A 17109-nucleotide genomic window follows, 5' to 3' on the forward strand; every position below is an offset into this window, starting at 1 on the left:
CCCGTCAAATGGACCAGATAGTTAATTTATCGATGTCCACCGAGAACCGATGTGTTGTGCCGGTCTTCAGGCGAGCGTCATCGCTGGGAATATCGAACGTCACACCACAGACTTTCAGCCGTGCATAACGGTCTCCGCGCCGCAGTTCGATACCTTCGACCGTACCCTCGAACTTACCTTCGTCACCTTCCTCAGACGGCATGATCGCAAGCGCGGGCAGTCGCCACATCACAGTTTGTCCCACGGGGATCGCGCTATTACCCGCAATGTCCAGGCGTAACTCACCGCCCAGTTCGACCGTGTTTGCTTCAAGCATGCGTCCTTGCCCGACATTGTGAAGCCCAAGCAATTCCGCCACGCGCATTGAAGCGGGGCGTTCGAAGACATCGCTCACCGGTCCCGCCTGAAGCACACGGCCGTGCTCGATCAGCAATACTTCGTCGGCGAGCAGCGCAGCTTCATCGGGATCATGAGTGACGATCACCGTGACCGCCGATATCTCACGCTGCAGTGCCCGCAACGATTGCTGCAGACGCCGCCGCCGCGGGGTGTCGAGTGCGGCGAAGGGTTCGTCGAAGAGCAGTAACTGGCTATGCTGCGTGAGTGCACGAGCAAGCGCCACGCGCTGACGCTGACCGAATGAAAGTTCACGCGGCAAGCGGTTAAGCAGCGTTGAAAGACCCAGTTGATCGACCCATTGGCGTGCGCTCGCGGCATCCGCAGTCAGAGGGAACGCCAGTTGTCGCGCGACCGTCATGTGCGGGAACAGACCGTAGTCCTGCGGCATATAACCGATCCTGCGCTCTTCGGGCGGCAGGGCATCGAGAGGACTTCCACCCAGCGTCACGGTAGCCGTCTGTCCGTCTTCAAGCCCCGCGATCAGGCGCAACGTCAGCGACTTGCCCGACCCCGACGTGCCGATGATCGCAAGCCGCCGTGTCTGCGGCGCCCACGCAATGTCGAGATCGAAGCTGCCAAGACGCTTTTTCAACACGATGCTCAGGCGGCGATCGTCTTTATCCGGGACCGGATGTGCGGGGACGGTGTCGTCGGCCTCATCGCCATTGAGAAGTTCCGGGCTCAACGAAGCGCGCCCTTTGCGGCTGTAGATGGACAACGCTGCACACGCAATGGCAATGGCGAGCGTAGGCAACAGCAAGGGCATCATGGCCGGCAAGCCCTGGCCGCCGAACACCACATACGTATAAACCGGCAGCGAGTACGGGTGATACGCGACCATGACGGTCGCACCGAACTCGCCGAATGCACGCAGCCACGCCAGCGCCAGTCCGGCGCTGATTGCAGGCCATGCAACCGGCAGCGTGACGCGAAAGAAGCGGCTGCCGGCACGATGTCCCAGCGTGGCGGCCACGTCCTCGAACATGGGGTCGACGGCCGCGAACGCGGAGCGCGCCGCGATGATCAGGAACGGCGCCGCGACAAACGTTTCAGCCAGCACGATGCCGGTGAACGAATCGGTCAGTGCGCCGCCGGTCAGTTGTCCGACCCAGCTATAGGGGCCGAGAAGAAACAGCAGCAAGACGCCGCTGGTGAGCGGCGGCAAGGCGAGCGGCAATTGCACGACAAAGCCCAGCAACGCCGCCTTGCGCGAATTTGACCGGGCGAGCAGGTAACCCAGCGGCACGCCGCCCAGCAAGATGACGAGCGACGCCACGCTCGCGCTGCCCGCCGATACCGCCACCGCCGACAGCGTACTGGTCCAGTCGACCCCGTGCCAGTCCGCTGCGCCGACCTGCGGGATGCTCGCGAGGAAGGGCGCGCATAAGTAGACTGCGAGCAGCGCTGCAAGCCACAGCAGTGGACGCGCAGCGGTGCGTTTCATCGAGTCGCGTCGATCACAGCCTGGAGGGACGGCGGCATGGCCTGGGCGTTACCGGTGATCGCGGGTTTGATGACGTCGACACCGTGTTCCTTAAGCAACTCGCGGCCCTTCTCGCTGAGCAGGAAGTCGACAAAGCGCGTGGCGCCCGCCGAGTTCGGCGCGTCACCGAGAATGGTCAGCGTATAGCTCGCCTTGGCTTGCAATTCGGGTGCGGGACGCAGGAACGGAATCTTCAGGTCCGAGGTCTCGGTTGAATAGAAGAAGCCGGCGTCGAGTTGTCCGGATTGCAAGCGACCGACCAAGGTTTCTTCAGGCAGGACCTGATCGGGATTATCGGCGGTACCCAGCGTCTTTTCGACCAGATCCGGCTGGTGATAAAGCTCGGCGGCCTTGTTCACCATCTCGACGGTGAACGCGCCCTTCGGGTCCAGTTTGGGATCGGTCCGGCCAATGCGAATACCCGGCTCCTGCAAGACCTTGTCCCAGCGCTTGGTCTTGAAGTCGGCGGCAAATTTGCTGCGCGGGTTATAGCCGATCATCAGCGGCGATTCGGCGAACGTGACATACCACGTCACGTGGTCGCCGTTGGCCGCACCCATCAGGCTCGTGTTGACCTTCGGGCTCGCGCTGATGAACACGTCGCCGCGACGCAGTTTGCCCTTGATCTCGTTGGCGATCTTGTTCGAACCCGCCGCATAGCCCTGGAAATGCAGGCCGGTTTCCTTTTCAAAAGCGGGGCCGACACTGCGCTCCATCAAATTGACGAGCGACCCGGCATACAACACGTTTACGGCGTTTTCATCCGCCACGGCGGCATGGCTCAAGAGCGCGCTGGCCATGACCGCAACCGACACCATCACCTTACGGATCATTTGATTCTCCACGTTGATAAAGGGCGTAATAAAGGGCGCTATATTACGCCGAGACTTAACTTGTTCGCTAACTTCATCGACAGACATGGACATGTTTTGCGCGGCGATTCGTCCCAAGCGGGGCGGCGTGGTGCGGTTACACTTGTGGCCTGCAATGCAGATGACCATAGCAACATGTGCGTCCTGAGATCCGGGTGATCCACGCCTTCGAAGGACGCCGCAACCGGAGATGAATATGCGAACAAGTGCCCGAAATCAATTTGTCGGTGAAGTGGTGGACGTCAAGCATGGCGCGGTCAATGACGAGATCTTGCTGCGCGCCAATGACGGTCTGGAGATTGTCGCGGTGATCACGCATGGCAGCGCAGCATCGCTTGGACTGGCCGCCGGCAAGGCTGCGTTCGCGCTGGTCAAGGCATCGTCCGTCATTGTGATGGTCGATGTGGCGGATAGCCAGGTATCGGCGAGGAACCGCTTTGCCGGGACGGTGTCGGCAGTGACCACGGGCGCCGTGAACAGCGAAGTCATTATTACTGTCGCGGGCGGCGCGCAAATTGCCGCTATCGTCACGAACGAAAGCGCGCAACGGCTGGCGCTCGCCAACGGGAAAGCGGCCACGGCGATCTTCAAGGCGTCGAGCGTGATTATCGGCGTGGATGACTAACCTTCTCGCTAATCCGTGCTGCGTCAGTTCAATGGAATAACCCGCAGGGTACTGGTGCTGTCAGCGGATTTCGGCCGGTCTATGACGTACAACATGTGATGCGCCGGGTCGATAGCGACGCCGCGCGCATCCTCGAAATCGTTTGCGATGACGGCAACCGATTCATCGGGGCTTATCCGGCAAACCGCCGTCGAATTGCATTTTGTATAGAGCGTGCCGTTTGAATCGATGGTCAACAGGTCGGGTCCGTTGATCTTGATCACCTTTGTGCTCAGGCCGCCGCCTTGAGCATGGTTGATCAGTCTGGACAGGCTGGTCTTCAGGATCATGTTGTCAGTCTGATCCGATATAAAAACGGTGTCGCCTTGTACGGCTATGCCAACGGGCTTGGCCAATCCAGTCAACAGGTTGTGTTCGGACGCGGCGTGGGTTGAAACATCGTAAGTGATCAGGCTGAGGCCGCCCGTTGCCGGGCTATTGCCGTTCTTGACGAACCAGGTCGAGAGTATTTTTCCCGTACCAATTGCCGCCAGTCCCAGCCTTCGCCGCATTGGATCGGTGCCGGACAGGGGCGAGACGGACTTGTTTGCTTCAATGTCGAACACGGCGCCTGCTGTGCCGAATCCGAATCGTCCGACCAGTAGCGAACCGGTATCCGCGATGCTCACCTGGCTTAGCGCATTTCCTTGTCCGGTGACCACGGGAATGGCGGCAAACGGTTTGAATGTCTTGCCGTCGGCCGATGAAAGCACGCTATTGGTCTTATCGTCAGTGATGAAGATCGTGCCATCGGCTGGGCGGATCGCAATGCCATTTGCCCGTGCATCCAGGGTGACGCGTTGTGGCGCACTTACGATTTGCGCCGAGCTGCAACCGGATAGCGCGACGACCGCAGCGGCGGTCAGGGTGCTTGCGAGCGTTAGGACGTAGCGGGTGAGACGCTGGGACATCGTATTTTCCTTGGCCTGTGCGTGGGTCTGAGACCATCAATATATCGCTTCAGGCGGGCAGGGTTGGTACTGGGCCGATTCAAGGTTAGTGGCCGGGGTTTTTAATGCCAGGCGCTAACCCTGAAACTGCCAATACCCCGCAATAGACCCCTTTCAACGATCGCCAGAACTCAAAACCCGCCCACCGGCGCGAATGAAAAATCAATCGCCTGATTTGGCAACGTGCCATCCTGGCGCGCATATGCGCGAATTTATATGTTGCCTATTGTTCGCGCACTGACTTGCCGACCGTGACAGCAGCGTAATATTCACGTGGATATAATGCAGGACAAGCCGCCTGCAACCGGCCCCTGGAGGATGAGAAATGAGTGATGCGAGTGATGCCCATTCCCACGCAGTCGCGCTCGAAACCACTGCGAAAGCCGTCATATCGCTTGAAGGGGATTTTCTGCGGCCATTGACCGTCGATCTTGCGGAATTCAGGGAGCAACCCAATGTAGTTGCCGATCCGTTCGATTTGCGCTGTTATACGACGAACCGGTTTATCCGCAGCGTCGACACCTATCGGGGGGTGTTGCTGAAAGACCTGATCATGAAAGCTGGACTGCGGCCCGAGCCCAAGGGCGAGTTCAAGCGCACAGTGTTCATTGCGGTCGCGCACGATGGCTACGCGGTCACCTTCTCATGGCACGAACTGTTCAATACGCCCGTGGGTGAGCGTGTCATCGTCGCGCATGAATGTGGAGGCCGCTCGCTCAGCACCGAGGATGGCGTACCCATTCTGTTTTCAGGCGCGGATATTCTTCCCGCACCTCGTCACGTGAAGCGGCTTGTGCGGATCGTGGCGCGAGTCTTGACGGCCTGAGTTGATGGTCTGATACGGGTAACCTCTGAAGCCCGGTGGCCGGCAAGCGCCTTTTTGCAGCGCTTGCCGGCCACCGGAAATAACGAATCAGAACTTGTGACGCAAGCCGATGCGGGCTGCAACCTGATTGTTCGCGCCGGTACCCGAGTTACCGATGAAGCTCGAGCTCGATCCAATTTCAGCCTGGACCGGAACGTCGCGGCCATTGATCGTATTGCTGCCCAAAGCCTTCTGGTAAATCACGAGTGCGTAGACGTCGGTGCGCTTGGATAGCGCATAGTCGAGCATGCTGCTGACCTGGTGCCATTTGCCCTCGAAATGATCGTCAAGCTTCGAGAATGTGTAGCCCAAGCCTGCGCTCAAGGCCGGTGTAAACGCATACTTGCCGCCAAGTTCGTAGTTGTTCAGCCTGGACTCGGCGCCCGTGATCGGATCGAACGTCGTGTGAGTCCAGTTGCCCCAGATCGTGCCCGCGCCAATGGCATAACGCGCGCCCACGCCGAAGGTTTCCAGGTCGCGCAGTCCGCCGGTATTCACGTTCGCGATGCTGACGCTGAACGCGGGCGTCGCGCCATTGGGGAAGCGAATATTGGTGTAAGCAGTGCCAATACTGAACGGCCCTTGCGCGTAATTCACACCGGCGCTGATCGTGCTCGACGACCCTTGCGTGGTCGTGGTGCCGGCGGTGGTGGTAGGCGAACCGGCGAACGAACCGGCTTGATTCGAGAAGCCGTACATCGCGCCAAAGGTCAGGCCCGAGAAATTGGCGCTGCTGAACTTGACGGCGTTGTTGATACGGCTGGACGTCAGTTGATCCAGGTCGTTGATGTGGAACGCGTAGTTGCCGGCGGGCGTTTGGCCGCCCATCGTATAGTTGCCGCCGAGATAGTCGGTCGAGAACGAGTACTGGCGGCCGAGCGTGACCGAGCCCAGGCCTTTCCTCGCAATACCCACATACGCCTGGCGGCCGAACAATGCGCCGCCTTGTCCGAGCGTACCATCGCCTGAACTGAAGCCGCTCTCGAGGGTGAAGATGGCTTGCAGGCCGCCACCCAGGTCTTCTACGCCGCGCAGGCCCCAACGGCTGCCTTGGGCTACGCCGTCGCCGTATTTGACCAACTGGCCATGTCCGGCCGGGGACGCGGCGTTACTGACGTAAGTCACGCCGGCGTCGATCAAGCCGTATAGCGTCACGCTGCTTTGTGCATGTGCAATTACCCCGAAACTGCTCAATGCAGCTGCCGCCACGATCTTCCTTTTCATCGCTATTCCTGTCTTTAGTTTGAGTTGCCGCCGTTTGTAATTGACGCCACGCCCACGTGTTGCTCGAGGCGAAATGAGCCTTACAATCAGTCTTTCGAAATATCGGCAGGAATATAACGGTATGTCACAATTTGGTAAACTAAATATGGGTTGTTTGTATGGTTGACGAGACACTGGCTTGACTCCGGGCTGCGCGTGGCATACTCGTTTTGAGTCAGGGCTTGCCGTGACACCCCGCAATCGGCTGTATCCCCGCTACCCGGCAATGACACATTCGCTCGTGACGCGCGCCCAATTGTTGGCCGCTTCGGCCTCTCCCGATGCTCCCGGCACCGCTTTGTTCGCCACCTTGCTTGCCGCGCACGATGACCCTTCTCTGCTTGGGTTATCGCCGGAACAATTCGCCTTGCTGTATGGCCGGCACTTTGGCGCAATGCGACCGCCGAGGGCGGGTTGGTTATCCATTCGGAAGAGCAGGCCGGGTTCGTCAGCGCGCTTGTGGTCTTCCTGCTGAGTCATGTCCGGGCGGGTGGCGCCGTCGACATGGCCGATGCGGACTGTCTCGCATCGATCATTGCCCATGCGTGCTTGCGGCCGGACCATCTGTGGCGCGATCTCGGGCTAAGCGGGCGCGACGAAGTCACTGACATGCTTAGCCGGTATTTCCCGGTACTGGTGGCGCGTAATGTTGACGGAATGCGCTGGAAAAAATTCCTCGCGCGAGAACTTGCTTTGTCGCTTGGACTGGTGCCGCAGCCCGCGCCAGGATGTCCGGGCTGCGAAGATTTCGGGTTTTGTTTCGGCGATAAAGGTGGTAAATAGAGGCGGTAAATCGTGAGCGCTGCGCCTGACCACTGGCCTGAGCGCCGCTGCTTCCTGATGCAGGGGTAATGTCGTGGATGCATGGGCCAGTCGGCCTCGTGTATGCTTTCGCGCATGGCCAAATCCGTGAAAGATCCAGCGACTCCTTCCTTGTCCCCTCAGCCCGAGGTGCGTTTTCGCATGCGCATTCGCCAGGCGGACGCCGTGGCAATTGGCCCTGGGAAAATTGATTTGCTCGAGGCCGTGCATGAGCATGGTTCGATCTCGGCTGCCGCGCGCAGCCTGGGCATGTCGTACAGGCGGGCGTGGTTGCTCATCGACGAACTGAACCGTACGCTCAAGGCGCCGGCAACGTCTTCGGAAACGGGTGGCTCGGCGGGTGGTGGTTGCGTGTTGACGCCGGTTGGTGAAAAGATCGTGCGGCTTTATCGGGAGATTGAAGTGGAAGCGGCCAGGACCTGCGCGCCGCAGATTTCCGCGTTGACCAGGCTTATGAAGCGTTGATGATGAGAGGGGGCTTTCGTTCGCACTTGGTCGGGGGCGGCAGTGCCGGGTTGGTCGGTTCTGGGGTTAGTGGTCGGGGTCTATGCCGGGGTGGTGCTTTCGGCCGTGGTGGTCTGCAAGAGTCGGATTTTCTCTTTATCACTATTAGCCACTGTGCGTGGCGGCACGTCATTTCTTTGTCCAAAGCGACAAAGAAACGAAGCAAAGAAAACGCTTTCAACCACGCTACCCTAAGTGTCCACAGCGTGCAGTTTCTATTCATAGGTGCCCCAAAAGCACGGTGCTCGCCAGAGCGGAGGATGTGTGAACCCCTCCTTCTCGCGAATCCTGACATGAACACGCTTCGCCCCGTACGCTCTCGGGCAAGCACGGTTCGCCAAGGGACCCGCACGGCCTCACGCGTCTTCACTGCGTCATGGCTTGGCAGGCTGGCGGCGTAGTTTGCGCCGTCGTCTTCGCGGCTTACGGTCGACGCATATTTAAAGCCTCGCTCTTTTTGGATTGCTTGCGTGGCCTGCACCTTATTTTCGCCTACTATGGCCTCGCGCATTTCGATGGCCTCGTTTCTGCGCGGGTTAGCGATATGGTTCGAAGTGCGTACTAATCTGGTGATTGGTTATCCGCGGATAGCGCGGGGTGCTCCTCGGGCAGGTTCAATCACTGGTGGCGAAGCGTGTGGGTATCCGTGTTCGGAGAAAGAGGGGTTCACACATCGGTGGCTCTGGCGAGCACCGTGCTTTTGGGGCACCTATGAATCAAAACTGCACGCTGTGGACACTTAGGGTAGAGCGGTTAAAGCGTTTTCTTTGCTTCGTTTCTTTGTCGCTTTGGACAAAGAAATGACGTGCCGCCACGCACAGTGGCTAATAGTGATAAAGAGAAAATCCGACTCTCGCAGACCACCACGGCCGAAAGCACCAACCCGGCATAGACCCCGACCACTAACCCCAGAACCTAGCAACCCCGCCCCCCGACCGAGTGCGAACGAAACCCAATTCCACATTAACCCTTTAGCAATCGCGATGCACAATGAGTTAGCCGTGCCGCAGACAAAACCGCGACGCCGGCGGCGTATTACCGGATTTACCCGATTGCAGCGACGCTCGGCCCAACCGTGTCATCAATTCCACAAAACTCGCCACGCTCGCAGTTCTTAGCGGGTGATAATCGACCTGATGGCGGTCGCATACGCGCTTGAGCAGATTCATGGAGTCATGGTCTATACAGTCGACCGGAAACACCACAATGTCCGCTCGCGGGAGCGCGGCGGCGAACATGCCCTTGCGGTCTTCTATGCCGCCATCATGGACGATAAAATCGCCTCCCGCCGATTCGACCAGTTGCTTTAACGCGGCGTTCGAACCGGGGCGGCCGCCAACGTACACCACGCGCTTGCCGCTCAGGTTAGTGAGCTCCTCGGCCTTTGACCCAGCCTCGCTGCCCTGAGCCACCAGCGCCCGTTCCAGCGCGTTGCATTCAGCCTGGACCACGTTGAGCATCGCAATGGTATCGTCCAGCCGCTGGCTCAAGCCGTGCGCATGGCGCTGCTCGTCGAGCGCGCGTTGCTCAGCGGTTTCCCGGCGGCTAGTGTGAATCGCAAGACGTTCGTCGCGTGCAGCCAGCGCCTCACGCAGCGCCTGGACTTCAGCCGCGAGACCTGCTTCGGACGTATCTGGCATGCGCTCCGCCTTCGCGGACAACTCGGCCACTTGCGCGTTGAGCTGGCGCAGTGACGCGTCGCGTTCCGTAGTCAATTCGTGCAGCTTGTCCTGCTGCCGCTCGATCTTGTCCTTGAGTGCCGCATTTTCTTCTTCAAGTGCAACCAGGCGGCGGATGTCAGCCCGGTTGGCCGCGCCCACCAGATGGGACAACATATGCAGGTCGCCGAACGCCGCCTGACGCACGCCCATGATGGCTTCTGGATGCGTCATCAACGCCCAGTAAGCTGGCGGAATATCGCCGCTCTTGAGTGCTTCTTTCCAGAGCGCCAGCAGGGCTTCCGGATTTTTTGCCGCTTCGAAGCGGCGCACGGCGCCCGAATAACGTGCATCAAGTGCCTTCTGTAATGCCTTGGCGCCCGCGCCGCCCTCTATGGCGAGCTCCACCGCCGCGTGATGAATCTCCAGATCCGTCGCATGTTGCCGGTCGAGATCTGTAAACTTCGGCACGAGTTTTCTAAGCTCATTCGTGCTCAGGCATGTGCCGATGACCGAGCAATGCAAATGCGAATCCAGATCCGACAGCCGCGCCCGGCGGTGCGGACTGCGAAGCTCTGCGTCGGTAGGCGCGCAGCAGGCATCCGCCGCGCCGGTGTGAGTGCCGGCATAAGCACCCGCAGCGCTGGTCGATTCAGCGGACGGCGTGCGGGCAAGGCGGAAGGGAGGGGCGGGTTGCACATTCACCTCGAATCGATCTGGATGTCAAACTGGATGTCAAACGGCTGAACAGACAACGGCCTTTAGCCTGCTCGATGAACGGATATCGAAATATACCATCGAATATAACGGTGCGAATCCGGACGGGTGCTTCGACGCAATCAACGCCGGGCGCTTCCGGCGTACAGGACGTCGACGTTCAGACAGACATGTCGCTGCTCGCACGGTCTCGATAGTGCCGCTCAAGCACGTGCTCGACGCATAAGCCCACGAAGGTGGCGTCCAGGCGTTCGAGACTCCGCGCAACCTGCTGAAGACCGGCCGTGCCGCTGCCAGGTGCGGCCAGGAATACCTGATCCCGCTGCTGCTCAGCCGTTCGGGCGGTTTCGATGGCAAACGTCAGGTCGTCGAGGCGGCCGAAGTCGAGCGCGCGAGCGTGATCTTCAAGGGAAAACAAAAGGTCGCCGAGCGGCTGGCCGGTCGTGGATTCGAGGGAGCGGGCGTTACCGCGGATGTCCTCGAGCATGAGGACAAAACGGGCGACGCTTGCGCGCAGGTTCCGGAATGCATCGACCACTTCCCTGATCGCTTCTGTGCGCTCAGGATTGCGCGCCGAGTTGAGCGGCGTGATCGCGACCGACAGGTCGTGGCGCAGCGTGACGGAAGCGGGAGCGCGGGGTATTGATGCCTTTTGCCCGGACATGGGTAAATCCTCGAGATGCATGATTGGATAGGTTTCCTTGCGCCGGCAAGATGAATAATCGGGAGCAAAAGAATAGTACCGTGATATTCCGTAGAATATAACGAATGACTATTTTTTGTCTTGGAGGTTAGAGGGAGAGGTTAGAGGGAACCTAGCCGGTTTTGAGGCTTTGGAGCGTTCGCAGACGGGCTGCCTTTTGTTCAGGCGGCCGCGCGGTCATTGACGGGAACGGAGCCAGGACAGGCTCGTTTTTACGGCTGGAGGATCAGGAGGGGCGGGATCGATCAGGAATAAAACTGCGGCGGCTACCGACTTGTTTCAATGAGAACAAGCCGAAGCCGCCGCGGGAAAACTCAATTTAGAGCGTCGGCAAAACCGGCCGGGTTTCAATCGAACGCTTGATCAACGCTTCGACCGCGAGGCGTTCGTCGCCGGCCAGTGGCAAGCGCGGCGGCCGGACCGGTTCGGTGCCAAGGCCGACCATGGCCTCGGCCAGCTTGATGTTCTGCACCAGCTTGGCCGAGACGTCGAGCGCCAGCAGCGGCGCAAACCAGCGATAGATCGTGCGGGCTTCTTCCAGGCGGCCGGCCTTGAGCAGCTTGAAGATTGCCACGGTCTCTTCAGGGAACGCGCAAACCAGCCCCGCAACCCAGCCATGCGCGCCCATCAGGCAGGCTTCCATCGCGAGGTTGTCGACGCCGCAAAAGAGTGCGTAGCGCTCGCCGACCGCATTGATGAGATCCGTGAAGCGGCGTACATCGCCGGCCGATTCCTTGATGGCAACGAGCTTCTTTTCATCGGCGAGTTCGGCGAACATTTCTGGTGTCACATCAACGCCGTACGCGAGCGGGTTGTTGTAGACCATGATCGGCAAGGGACTCGCACTGGCGACCACGCGGAAGTGGTTGAGCGTTTCGCGGCGGTCCGACAAATAACGCAAACCCGGCAGCACCATGTAACCGGCAGCGCCGTGCTTGACGCCGAGTTCAGCCTGGCGGCAACCATCGAGCGTGCTGTTTTCCGCAATCGTCAGCAATACGGGCACGCGTCCCTGGGCTGCATCGACGGCGATATCCAGCACGTCCAGCTTTTCGTCGAGCGAGAGCGTCGACGCTTCGCCAAGCGATCCGCAGACGATGATGCCGTCCACCCCGGCCGCGATCTGCGCCTCGATATTCTTCTTCGTCCAAGCGCGATCTATGCTGAAATCCGCATTGAACTTGGTCGTGACGGCGGGCATTACGCCTTCCCAGATATGCGCCATGGCGGCTCTCCTAAAAGTGATCGGTTGAGTGCAGTCTAAGCATTGCAGAATGAGCCGTCTTGCACGTTGCGCGCAATTACGATGCCGATTTCGGCACAACGATGATTCCCTGGCCTACTTGACCGAAGGGCTTGAGCGCAGCGGAATCGGCCCGTGAACAGGGGTTATACGAGGGCTTCGGGCTTAGGTAGATCTGCTCCATCTATGCCGAAATCGGCATCAAATCCGCTGAGCGGCACCAAGACGGACCCGGCCCGAATTTCTACGATGTCAGCATGAAAATCCTACACTTCATCGATTCACATACGGGCGGGGAACCCACCCGTCTCGTCACGTCGGGTGGGCCTGATCTGGGCGGCGGCAGCTTGGCCGAACGCCTGGAAAACCTTCGCACGAAACACGACGACTGGCGGGCGGGCGTGGCCACAGAACCACGCGGCTCGGACGTGATCGTGGGGGCGTTATTGTGCGAACCGGACGATCCGGGATGCGCGGCTGCTGTCATCTTCTTCAATAACGTCGGATATCTCGGCATGTGCGGCCACGGCACGATCGGCCTGATCGTGTCCCTTGCTTACCTCGGGAAGATTCAGCCCGGCTCGCACCGGATCCAGACGCCCGCGGGAGTTGTCGAAGCCACATTGCATCAGGACGGCAGCGTGAGCGTGCGCAATGTACCGTCGTATCGATACCGGCAAGCGGTCCGTGTGGATGTGGACGGTTATGGGCCGCTGACGGGCGATATCGCGTGGGGCGGCAACTGGTTTTTTCTCGTGGCCGATCACGGGCAGGATCTCGTTGCAACGAACCTGACCCGGCTGACAGCGGTAACAGACGCCATTCGTGAGGCATTGCAGGCACAAGGCATTACCGGCGCGGAGGGAGCGCTCATCGACCACATTGAATTGTTCGCGGACTCGCCGCGTGCCGGTATCGATAGCCGCAATTTCGTGCTGTGTCCCGGCAGCGCCTATGACCGTTCGCCGTGCGGCACAGGCACAAGCGCGAAAGTCGCTTGTCTTGCCGCCGACAATAAACTGGCCGAAGGCGAGGTGTGGCGGCAGGAAAGCATTATTGGCAGCGTGTTCGAGGCAAGCTACCGGCACTCCGGCGAACTCGCGGGCCAGGCGGTGATCCCGACCATCACCGGGCATGCGCACATCATGGCCGAAGGCCGACTCTGCTTCGACAGTACGGACCCGTTCGCCTGGGGTATCCCGGCGGCGTGAGCGTGGGACCGGCGGAACGGGCGTCCATGCGGCGAGTTCGCCGGGCGTTTCGTGGTCCTGTCGTGGTCGCGTCGGAACGACTGCTTTGATCCGTCCGACCATCCAAACCAGAGAGGTAAACCCATAACGCGGAGAAAAGTTCACGCCTTCATGTATGTGTCAGGCTTTGCAAATCCTTGATATTCGCTGGTTTATTTACCATCGAACTCGTGATTTAGGCATTGCTCATATTCACGACTGCGTGATTCAAATTCAGTCGGTGGGTGGCGTATGCTGCCGTCCATCGCCTATGTGTTTTGCCTGTGCACGAGAAATCATTTCCCTGACTTCTTGGCTCATGTTGATAGGCATTAAGCTTATTTCCGGATGCGCATTTGCGAATACTCGGAATATCTGATCGGCAAAAGCCTGACCGATCTGATCAACGTTCTTGAAATCAAAAACAACCCGCTTAAACAGCTCTACCCGTGCAAGCAATCGCTTCGCCTGGGACCGGGAAATTAATTCATCGACTTCATATTTTGCCAAATCAACTGGAACGACAGTTTTATCGAATGCATAGTCGTCTCCCTCCGAGTATTCATCAAAAATCTTCTTTGTCGTCCGTGCTGTATGATTATTTAGCTCCATAAAAACAGTTGTTCCGGACTGAGCTTTTGATCGCTCGAGCAGCCAGTCTTGAGGTTTACCTCTTTCGTGAGCGAAATAAAGGCCACCAGACAGGATCTCGAACTTGTCGAACATTCTTGACGTAAAAAAGATTCCTTCGCCTGAGTGATTTCGAGGGTCTGTTGTTAATTTTCCTTTTGCCAGCTCAAAAATAGCATGACGCTCGTCAAGCAAATCAAATTCGGACTGGATTTTCTTGAAAATTCCTACGCCATCGTCTGAAATCATGACTTCTGTAGATACGGCGGTTTTATTTATTGTTACATAGACTGAACTGCCGCCGGAATGATCTATGGCGTTATTGAGCATTTCCGTAAATCCATGATGCCATATATTCAGAACGTTATCAGGGAGAGGTTTAATGGTTTCCCTGATGTCTGTACGCCAAATTACGTCCTCTTGCAACTCGGTCGCTAATTGATAGTTAAATCTTTTTGCGAACAAAGGTGCAAGTTTGTAAATCGGTGCGCGGGCACTGCCTTCCTTTGTTATCGTTCCTTGCTCGCGCAATTTGAGTAAATGTTTATTTACCGCCTGTCGGCTGATGGCAAATTTTTCAGCAGCGAGCGCCGCTATATCGCCATTATGCGACTCGATATTAGCGAGTATAAAACTGCGCACCAATTCACCCTTTTGTCGCACCTTGCTAGACATGCTCGTTCCTTTGTCAACTTATCTATGCTGAATTGTCAACCTTAAGAGTTGATTCGTCAACCTTGAACATGGCTTTGTTTTCACCTGCTGTGGTGAAAGCTGATCGCTGCTGGAGCAGCTTCGATCGCTTGCGAAGGGTCCATCTAAACGGTGGATTCTCTGACTGGCTCAAAGATAAATTCATTTTGTGCGGCTGGTCTAAGGCACTTCATTGACCGCTGCCGAGCACCGCGCCACTGCATTGGTCGGCAGCCGATCCCCATTCGGCCCCAAGCCTCCCTGTCGTCAGCCCCAATTTTGACGGACGCTTCTCGCCTCTATAATCGGGCGCAGCGCGGTGCGCGCCTATCCACGCGGCATACGTGGCATGTGCGGCACTTGCGGACCCCGACGACGCCAGCGAGATGCGAATGACCACTACGACGGACCGTCCGGCGCAGGCTGAGCCCGACCACGGCGCCGCGCCACCCGGCTTGCACGCCACGCTGCAGGCCCCTGCGGGCGCCGCGACGCTCGAGGCCATGCTGCAGCATTTCAGGCTGCTGGAACCGGTCTTCGACGCGATGCCCGATATCGTTTTCTTCGTGAAGGACGCGCAGGCGCGTTACGCCCTGGTGAACCGCGCGCTGGCTTCGCGCTGCGGCCTGAAGGACAAGCTGGGACTGCTTGGCAAGACGGCGGAAGAAGTCTTCCCGCAACGCTTTGGCCGCATTTATACGGCGCAGGATCAGTCGATCATCGCGCAGGGCAGCCCGATGATCGACCAGCTCGAACTGCATCTCTACCCGGCGCGCCAACCGGGCTGGTGCATGACGTCCAAGCAGCCGCTCCACGATGCACACGGCACGGTCGTTGGCCTGGCCGGCATCTCGCGCGACCTGCAGGCGGACGAAGGGACGCATCCGGCTTACAGCCGGCTCGCGGCCGTCGTCCAGCATATCCAGAGCAACTTCGTGCAGCCGCTGAACATGCCGCATCTGGCGGCGATGGCGAACATGTCGATTGCCCAGCTCGAGCGTTATTTCCACAAGGTCTTTCATCTGACACCGCGTCAGGTGTTGCTCAAGACGCGGCTCGATGCGGCTACCGCGCTGCTTGTCACGCACGACAAGGTAACCGACGTAGCGGCGTTATGCGGCTACACCGACCACAGTGCGTTCACGCGACAGTTCAAGGCGACCGTGGGCCTGACGCCGACCGAATATCGCGCGCTGTTGCGCTCGCATCATGTGGTGACGCATCCCGCGACACATGCCGCAGCAAAGCTTTCATTGTGATTATCAGAGTCGATAAGTCTGAACTTTCAAAACGGCACGGCGGATAAAAAATTACCCGCGCGGTGGCAAATGCGGGCCGGCGCGTGCCTTCGCGCAGAGCTGGCGCGAACACCTTAGGGTTCGCGCAAAGCCCCGCGCAGAGGAGCTTCCGCCGTGGTTCCTCATGCAGTTTCTGCGCTCGGTCTATTTTTTGCTGCAAGCTTGGTCGACTACGCAATGAGGCATACTGCGCCCGTTGAATTTTTAATCCGCGCGACGTTCGACACCGGCGCGCGCGGCCGCTCACACGGTGCCGCATGGATCTCATGCCGTCGTGCCGCAAGGTCCGCAGTGAGTGAGACGCGAGAGCCGCGACATTGGCACTGGAATCCTGTTCGGGCTGTTAGAAAAGATAATGATGAATGAAGTAGCGAGACTGGGACATACCAGGATTGTGCTGATCGAAGATGACCTGGAAAGCCGCGAGTCACTGCGAATGCTGCTGGAGGAGGAAGGCGCGGAAGTCGTCGCCGTGGAGGACGCCGAAGAGGGCGCCGAGACGGTCATCCGGGAGTTGCCCGACGCGGTTATCTGCGACATCGATCTGCCGATGATGGATGGCTTTTACCTGATCCAGCGCCTGCGCGACCATGAGATTCGAGGCAACCTGACGCCATCGATAGCGATTGCCCTGACAGGGCACGACGGAGACGAATATCGCTTGCGAAGCATCGGCGAAGGGTTCCAGCACTTCATGACGAAGCCTGTGCATCCCGATGTGCTGGTGAGGCTAATACAGCAGTCGCTTAGTACGCGCGTGCTGTCCTAGCGTTCTATCCGCCGCTCGCGGTCGAAACGTGCAGGACGGGCTTGTCCTGCGCGCTGAAGCCCCTTTGATGGCGGTCCTATGACCGGTCGCGGTTGCGCGCGCGGGTGGCGCCGGTAATCACCGCGATGCCCAGCAAGATCACGTCGACAATCATGATGGTGTGTTGCGACACATGCATGGCGACCAGCGCCCATGACACGCCGCCGATCAGTATCAGCCAGCCCAACAGATAAATAACCAGGGTCATTGAATTGTCCTTTTGCGTTGTTTTGATCCGGGAAAGCGCGCGTTCGATCATTAGCCCTTGCACAAAGCGGGCCGCACCCCATCAATCCGGCACTTAACCG

General features: G+C 58.8%; 16 protein-coding genes. 7 read left to right on the forward strand and 9 right to left on the reverse strand.

Annotated features, from left to right (window positions below):
• Positions 1-4 precede the first annotated feature (4 nt).
• The gene (locus ACSQ36_RS22455; RefSeq protein WP_436183640.1) at positions 5-1843 is read right to left on the reverse strand and encodes an ABC transporter ATP-binding protein/permease; all 1839 of its coding nucleotides are present in this window, start codon (positions 1841-1843) and stop codon (positions 5-7) included.
• A complete protein-coding gene (locus tag ACSQ36_RS22460) occupies positions 1840-2715 on the reverse strand; it encodes an extracellular solute-binding protein (RefSeq protein WP_436183641.1) in 876 nt (291 codons plus the stop codon). Before ACSQ36_RS22460 ends, ACSQ36_RS22455 begins: the two co-directional genes overlap by 4 nt.
• A gap of 235 nt (positions 2716-2950) precedes the next feature.
• Between ACSQ36_RS22460 and ACSQ36_RS22465 the strand changes: the two genes are divergently transcribed.
• Positions 2951-3379, forward strand: a complete 429-nt coding sequence (locus ACSQ36_RS22465; protein WP_436183642.1) for a TOBE domain-containing protein — start codon at positions 2951-2953, stop codon at positions 3377-3379.
• Positions 3380-3402: 23 nt separating this feature from the next.
• On the opposite strand, the gene ACSQ36_RS22470 is transcribed toward ACSQ36_RS22465, so the two are convergent.
• On the reverse strand, positions 3403-4329 hold the full coding sequence (locus tag ACSQ36_RS22470) for a hypothetical protein (protein WP_436183643.1): 927 nt from the start codon (positions 4327-4329) through the stop codon (positions 3403-3405).
• A gap of 364 nt (positions 4330-4693) precedes the next feature.
• Between ACSQ36_RS22470 and ACSQ36_RS22475 the strand changes: the two genes are divergently transcribed.
• On the forward strand, positions 4694-5194 hold the full coding sequence (locus ACSQ36_RS22475) for a molybdopterin-dependent oxidoreductase (RefSeq protein WP_436183644.1): 501 nt from the start codon (positions 4694-4696) through the stop codon (positions 5192-5194).
• Positions 5195-5281: 87 nt separating this feature from the next.
• Here the strand turns inward: ACSQ36_RS22475 and ACSQ36_RS22480 are convergent, their stop codons facing one another.
• Complete coding sequence (locus ACSQ36_RS22480; RefSeq protein WP_436183645.1) at positions 5282-6457, reverse strand: porin; 1176 nt, start codon at positions 6455-6457, stop codon at positions 5282-5284.
• 453 nt (positions 6458-6910) lie between these two features.
• On the opposite strand from ACSQ36_RS22480, the gene ACSQ36_RS22485 reads away from it, so the two are divergent.
• Together ACSQ36_RS22485 and ACSQ36_RS22490 are read left to right on the forward strand one after the other, a co-directional pair.
• Positions 6911-7279, forward strand: a complete 369-nt coding sequence (locus tag ACSQ36_RS22485; RefSeq protein WP_436183646.1) for a nitrogen fixation protein NifQ — start codon at positions 6911-6913, stop codon at positions 7277-7279.
• A 102-nt stretch (positions 7280-7381) separates the two neighbouring features.
• A complete protein-coding gene (locus tag ACSQ36_RS22490) occupies positions 7382-7783 on the forward strand; it encodes a winged helix-turn-helix domain-containing protein (RefSeq protein ID WP_436183647.1) in 402 nt (133 codons plus the stop codon).
• Positions 7784-8817: 1034 nt separating this feature from the next.
• On the opposite strand, the gene ACSQ36_RS22495 is transcribed toward ACSQ36_RS22490, so the two are convergent.
• The 3 genes from ACSQ36_RS22495 to ACSQ36_RS22505 form a co-directional block, all read right to left on the reverse strand.
• Positions 8818-10179, reverse strand: coding sequence for a DUF2325 domain-containing protein (locus tag ACSQ36_RS22495; protein ID WP_436183648.1), 1362 nt, complete (start codon positions 10177-10179; stop codon positions 8818-8820).
• Positions 10180-10357: 178 nt separating this feature from the next.
• The gene (locus ACSQ36_RS22500) at positions 10358-10861 is read right to left on the reverse strand and encodes a hypothetical protein (RefSeq protein WP_436183649.1); all 504 of its coding nucleotides are present in this window, start codon (positions 10859-10861) and stop codon (positions 10358-10360) included.
• Positions 10862-11219: 358 nt separating this feature from the next.
• A complete protein-coding gene (locus ACSQ36_RS22505) occupies positions 11220-12125 on the reverse strand; it encodes a dihydrodipicolinate synthase family protein (protein WP_213762001.1) in 906 nt (301 codons plus the stop codon).
• A gap of 275 nt (positions 12126-12400) precedes the next feature.
• Between ACSQ36_RS22505 and ACSQ36_RS22510 the strand changes: the two genes are divergently transcribed.
• Complete coding sequence (locus ACSQ36_RS22510) at positions 12401-13354, forward strand: 4-hydroxyproline epimerase (RefSeq protein WP_436183650.1); 954 nt, start codon at positions 12401-12403, stop codon at positions 13352-13354.
• A gap of 252 nt (positions 13355-13606) precedes the next feature.
• Here ACSQ36_RS22510 and ACSQ36_RS22515 read toward each other — a convergent pair whose 3' ends face one another.
• Entirely contained in the window at positions 13607-14677 is a 1071-nt protein-coding gene (locus ACSQ36_RS22515) for an STAS-like domain-containing protein (protein ID WP_213762003.1), read from the reverse strand.
• A gap of 521 nt (positions 14678-15198) precedes the next feature.
• On the opposite strand from ACSQ36_RS22515, the gene ACSQ36_RS22520 reads away from it, so the two are divergent.
• Together ACSQ36_RS22520 and ACSQ36_RS22525 are read left to right on the forward strand one after the other, a co-directional pair.
• A complete protein-coding gene (locus ACSQ36_RS22520) occupies positions 15199-15954 on the forward strand; it encodes an AraC family transcriptional regulator (RefSeq protein WP_255631160.1) in 756 nt (251 codons plus the stop codon).
• Positions 15955-16348: 394 nt separating this feature from the next.
• Positions 16349-16762: a response regulator gene (locus ACSQ36_RS22525; protein ID WP_255631141.1), complete on the forward strand. Its 414-nt coding sequence runs from the start codon at positions 16349-16351 to the stop codon at positions 16760-16762.
• Between the two features lie 76 nt (positions 16763-16838).
• On the opposite strand, the gene ACSQ36_RS22530 is transcribed toward ACSQ36_RS22525, so the two are convergent.
• Positions 16839-17009, reverse strand: a complete 171-nt coding sequence (locus tag ACSQ36_RS22530) for a hypothetical protein (RefSeq protein WP_213762005.1) — start codon at positions 17007-17009, stop codon at positions 16839-16841.
• Positions 17010-17109 lie beyond the last annotated feature (100 nt).

The organism is Caballeronia sp. LjRoot34, assembly GCF_964253815.1.
Taxonomy (GTDB): Bacteria; Pseudomonadota; Gammaproteobacteria; order Burkholderiales; family Burkholderiaceae; genus Caballeronia.

Coding starts and splice junctions, on each gene's coding strand:
- ACSQ36_RS22530 (WP_213762005.1), bottom strand. CDS start 17,009: ATGACCCTGGTTATTTATCTGTTGGGCTGGCTGATACTGATCGGCGGC.
- ACSQ36_RS22520 (WP_255631160.1), top strand. CDS start 15,199: ATGCTGCAGCATTTCAGGCTGCTGGAACCGGTCTTCGACGCGATGCCC.
- ACSQ36_RS22500 (WP_436183649.1), bottom strand. CDS start 10,861: ATGTCCGGGCAAAAGGCATCAATACCCCGCGCTCCCGCTTCCGTCACG.
- ACSQ36_RS22470 (WP_436183643.1), bottom strand. CDS start 4,329: ATGTCCCAGCGTCTCACCCGCTACGTCCTAACGCTCGCAAGCACCCTG.
- ACSQ36_RS22455 (WP_436183640.1), bottom strand. CDS start 1,843: ATGAAACGCACCGCTGCGCGTCCACTGCTGTGGCTTGCAGCGCTGCTC.
- ACSQ36_RS22525 (WP_255631141.1), top strand. CDS start 16,349: ATGATGAATGAAGTAGCGAGACTGGGACATACCAGGATTGTGCTGATC.
- ACSQ36_RS22465 (WP_436183642.1), top strand. CDS start 2,951: ATGCGAACAAGTGCCCGAAATCAATTTGTCGGTGAAGTGGTGGACGTC.
- ACSQ36_RS22490 (WP_436183647.1), top strand. CDS start 7,382: ATGCTTTCGCGCATGGCCAAATCCGTGAAAGATCCAGCGACTCCTTCC.
- ACSQ36_RS22510 (WP_436183650.1), top strand. CDS start 12,401: ATGAAAATCCTACACTTCATCGATTCACATACGGGCGGGGAACCCACC.
- ACSQ36_RS22460 (WP_436183641.1), bottom strand. CDS start 2,715: ATGATCCGTAAGGTGATGGTGTCGGTTGCGGTCATGGCCAGCGCGCTC.
- ACSQ36_RS22480 (WP_436183645.1), bottom strand. CDS start 6,457: ATGAAAAGGAAGATCGTGGCGGCAGCTGCATTGAGCAGTTTCGGGGTA.
- ACSQ36_RS22505 (WP_213762001.1), bottom strand. CDS start 12,125: ATGGCGCATATCTGGGAAGGCGTAATGCCCGCCGTCACGACCAAGTTC.
- ACSQ36_RS22475 (WP_436183644.1), top strand. CDS start 4,694: ATGAGTGATGCGAGTGATGCCCATTCCCACGCAGTCGCGCTCGAAACC.
- ACSQ36_RS22515 (WP_213762003.1), bottom strand. CDS start 14,677: ATGTCTAGCAAGGTGCGACAAAAGGGTGAATTGGTGCGCAGTTTTATA.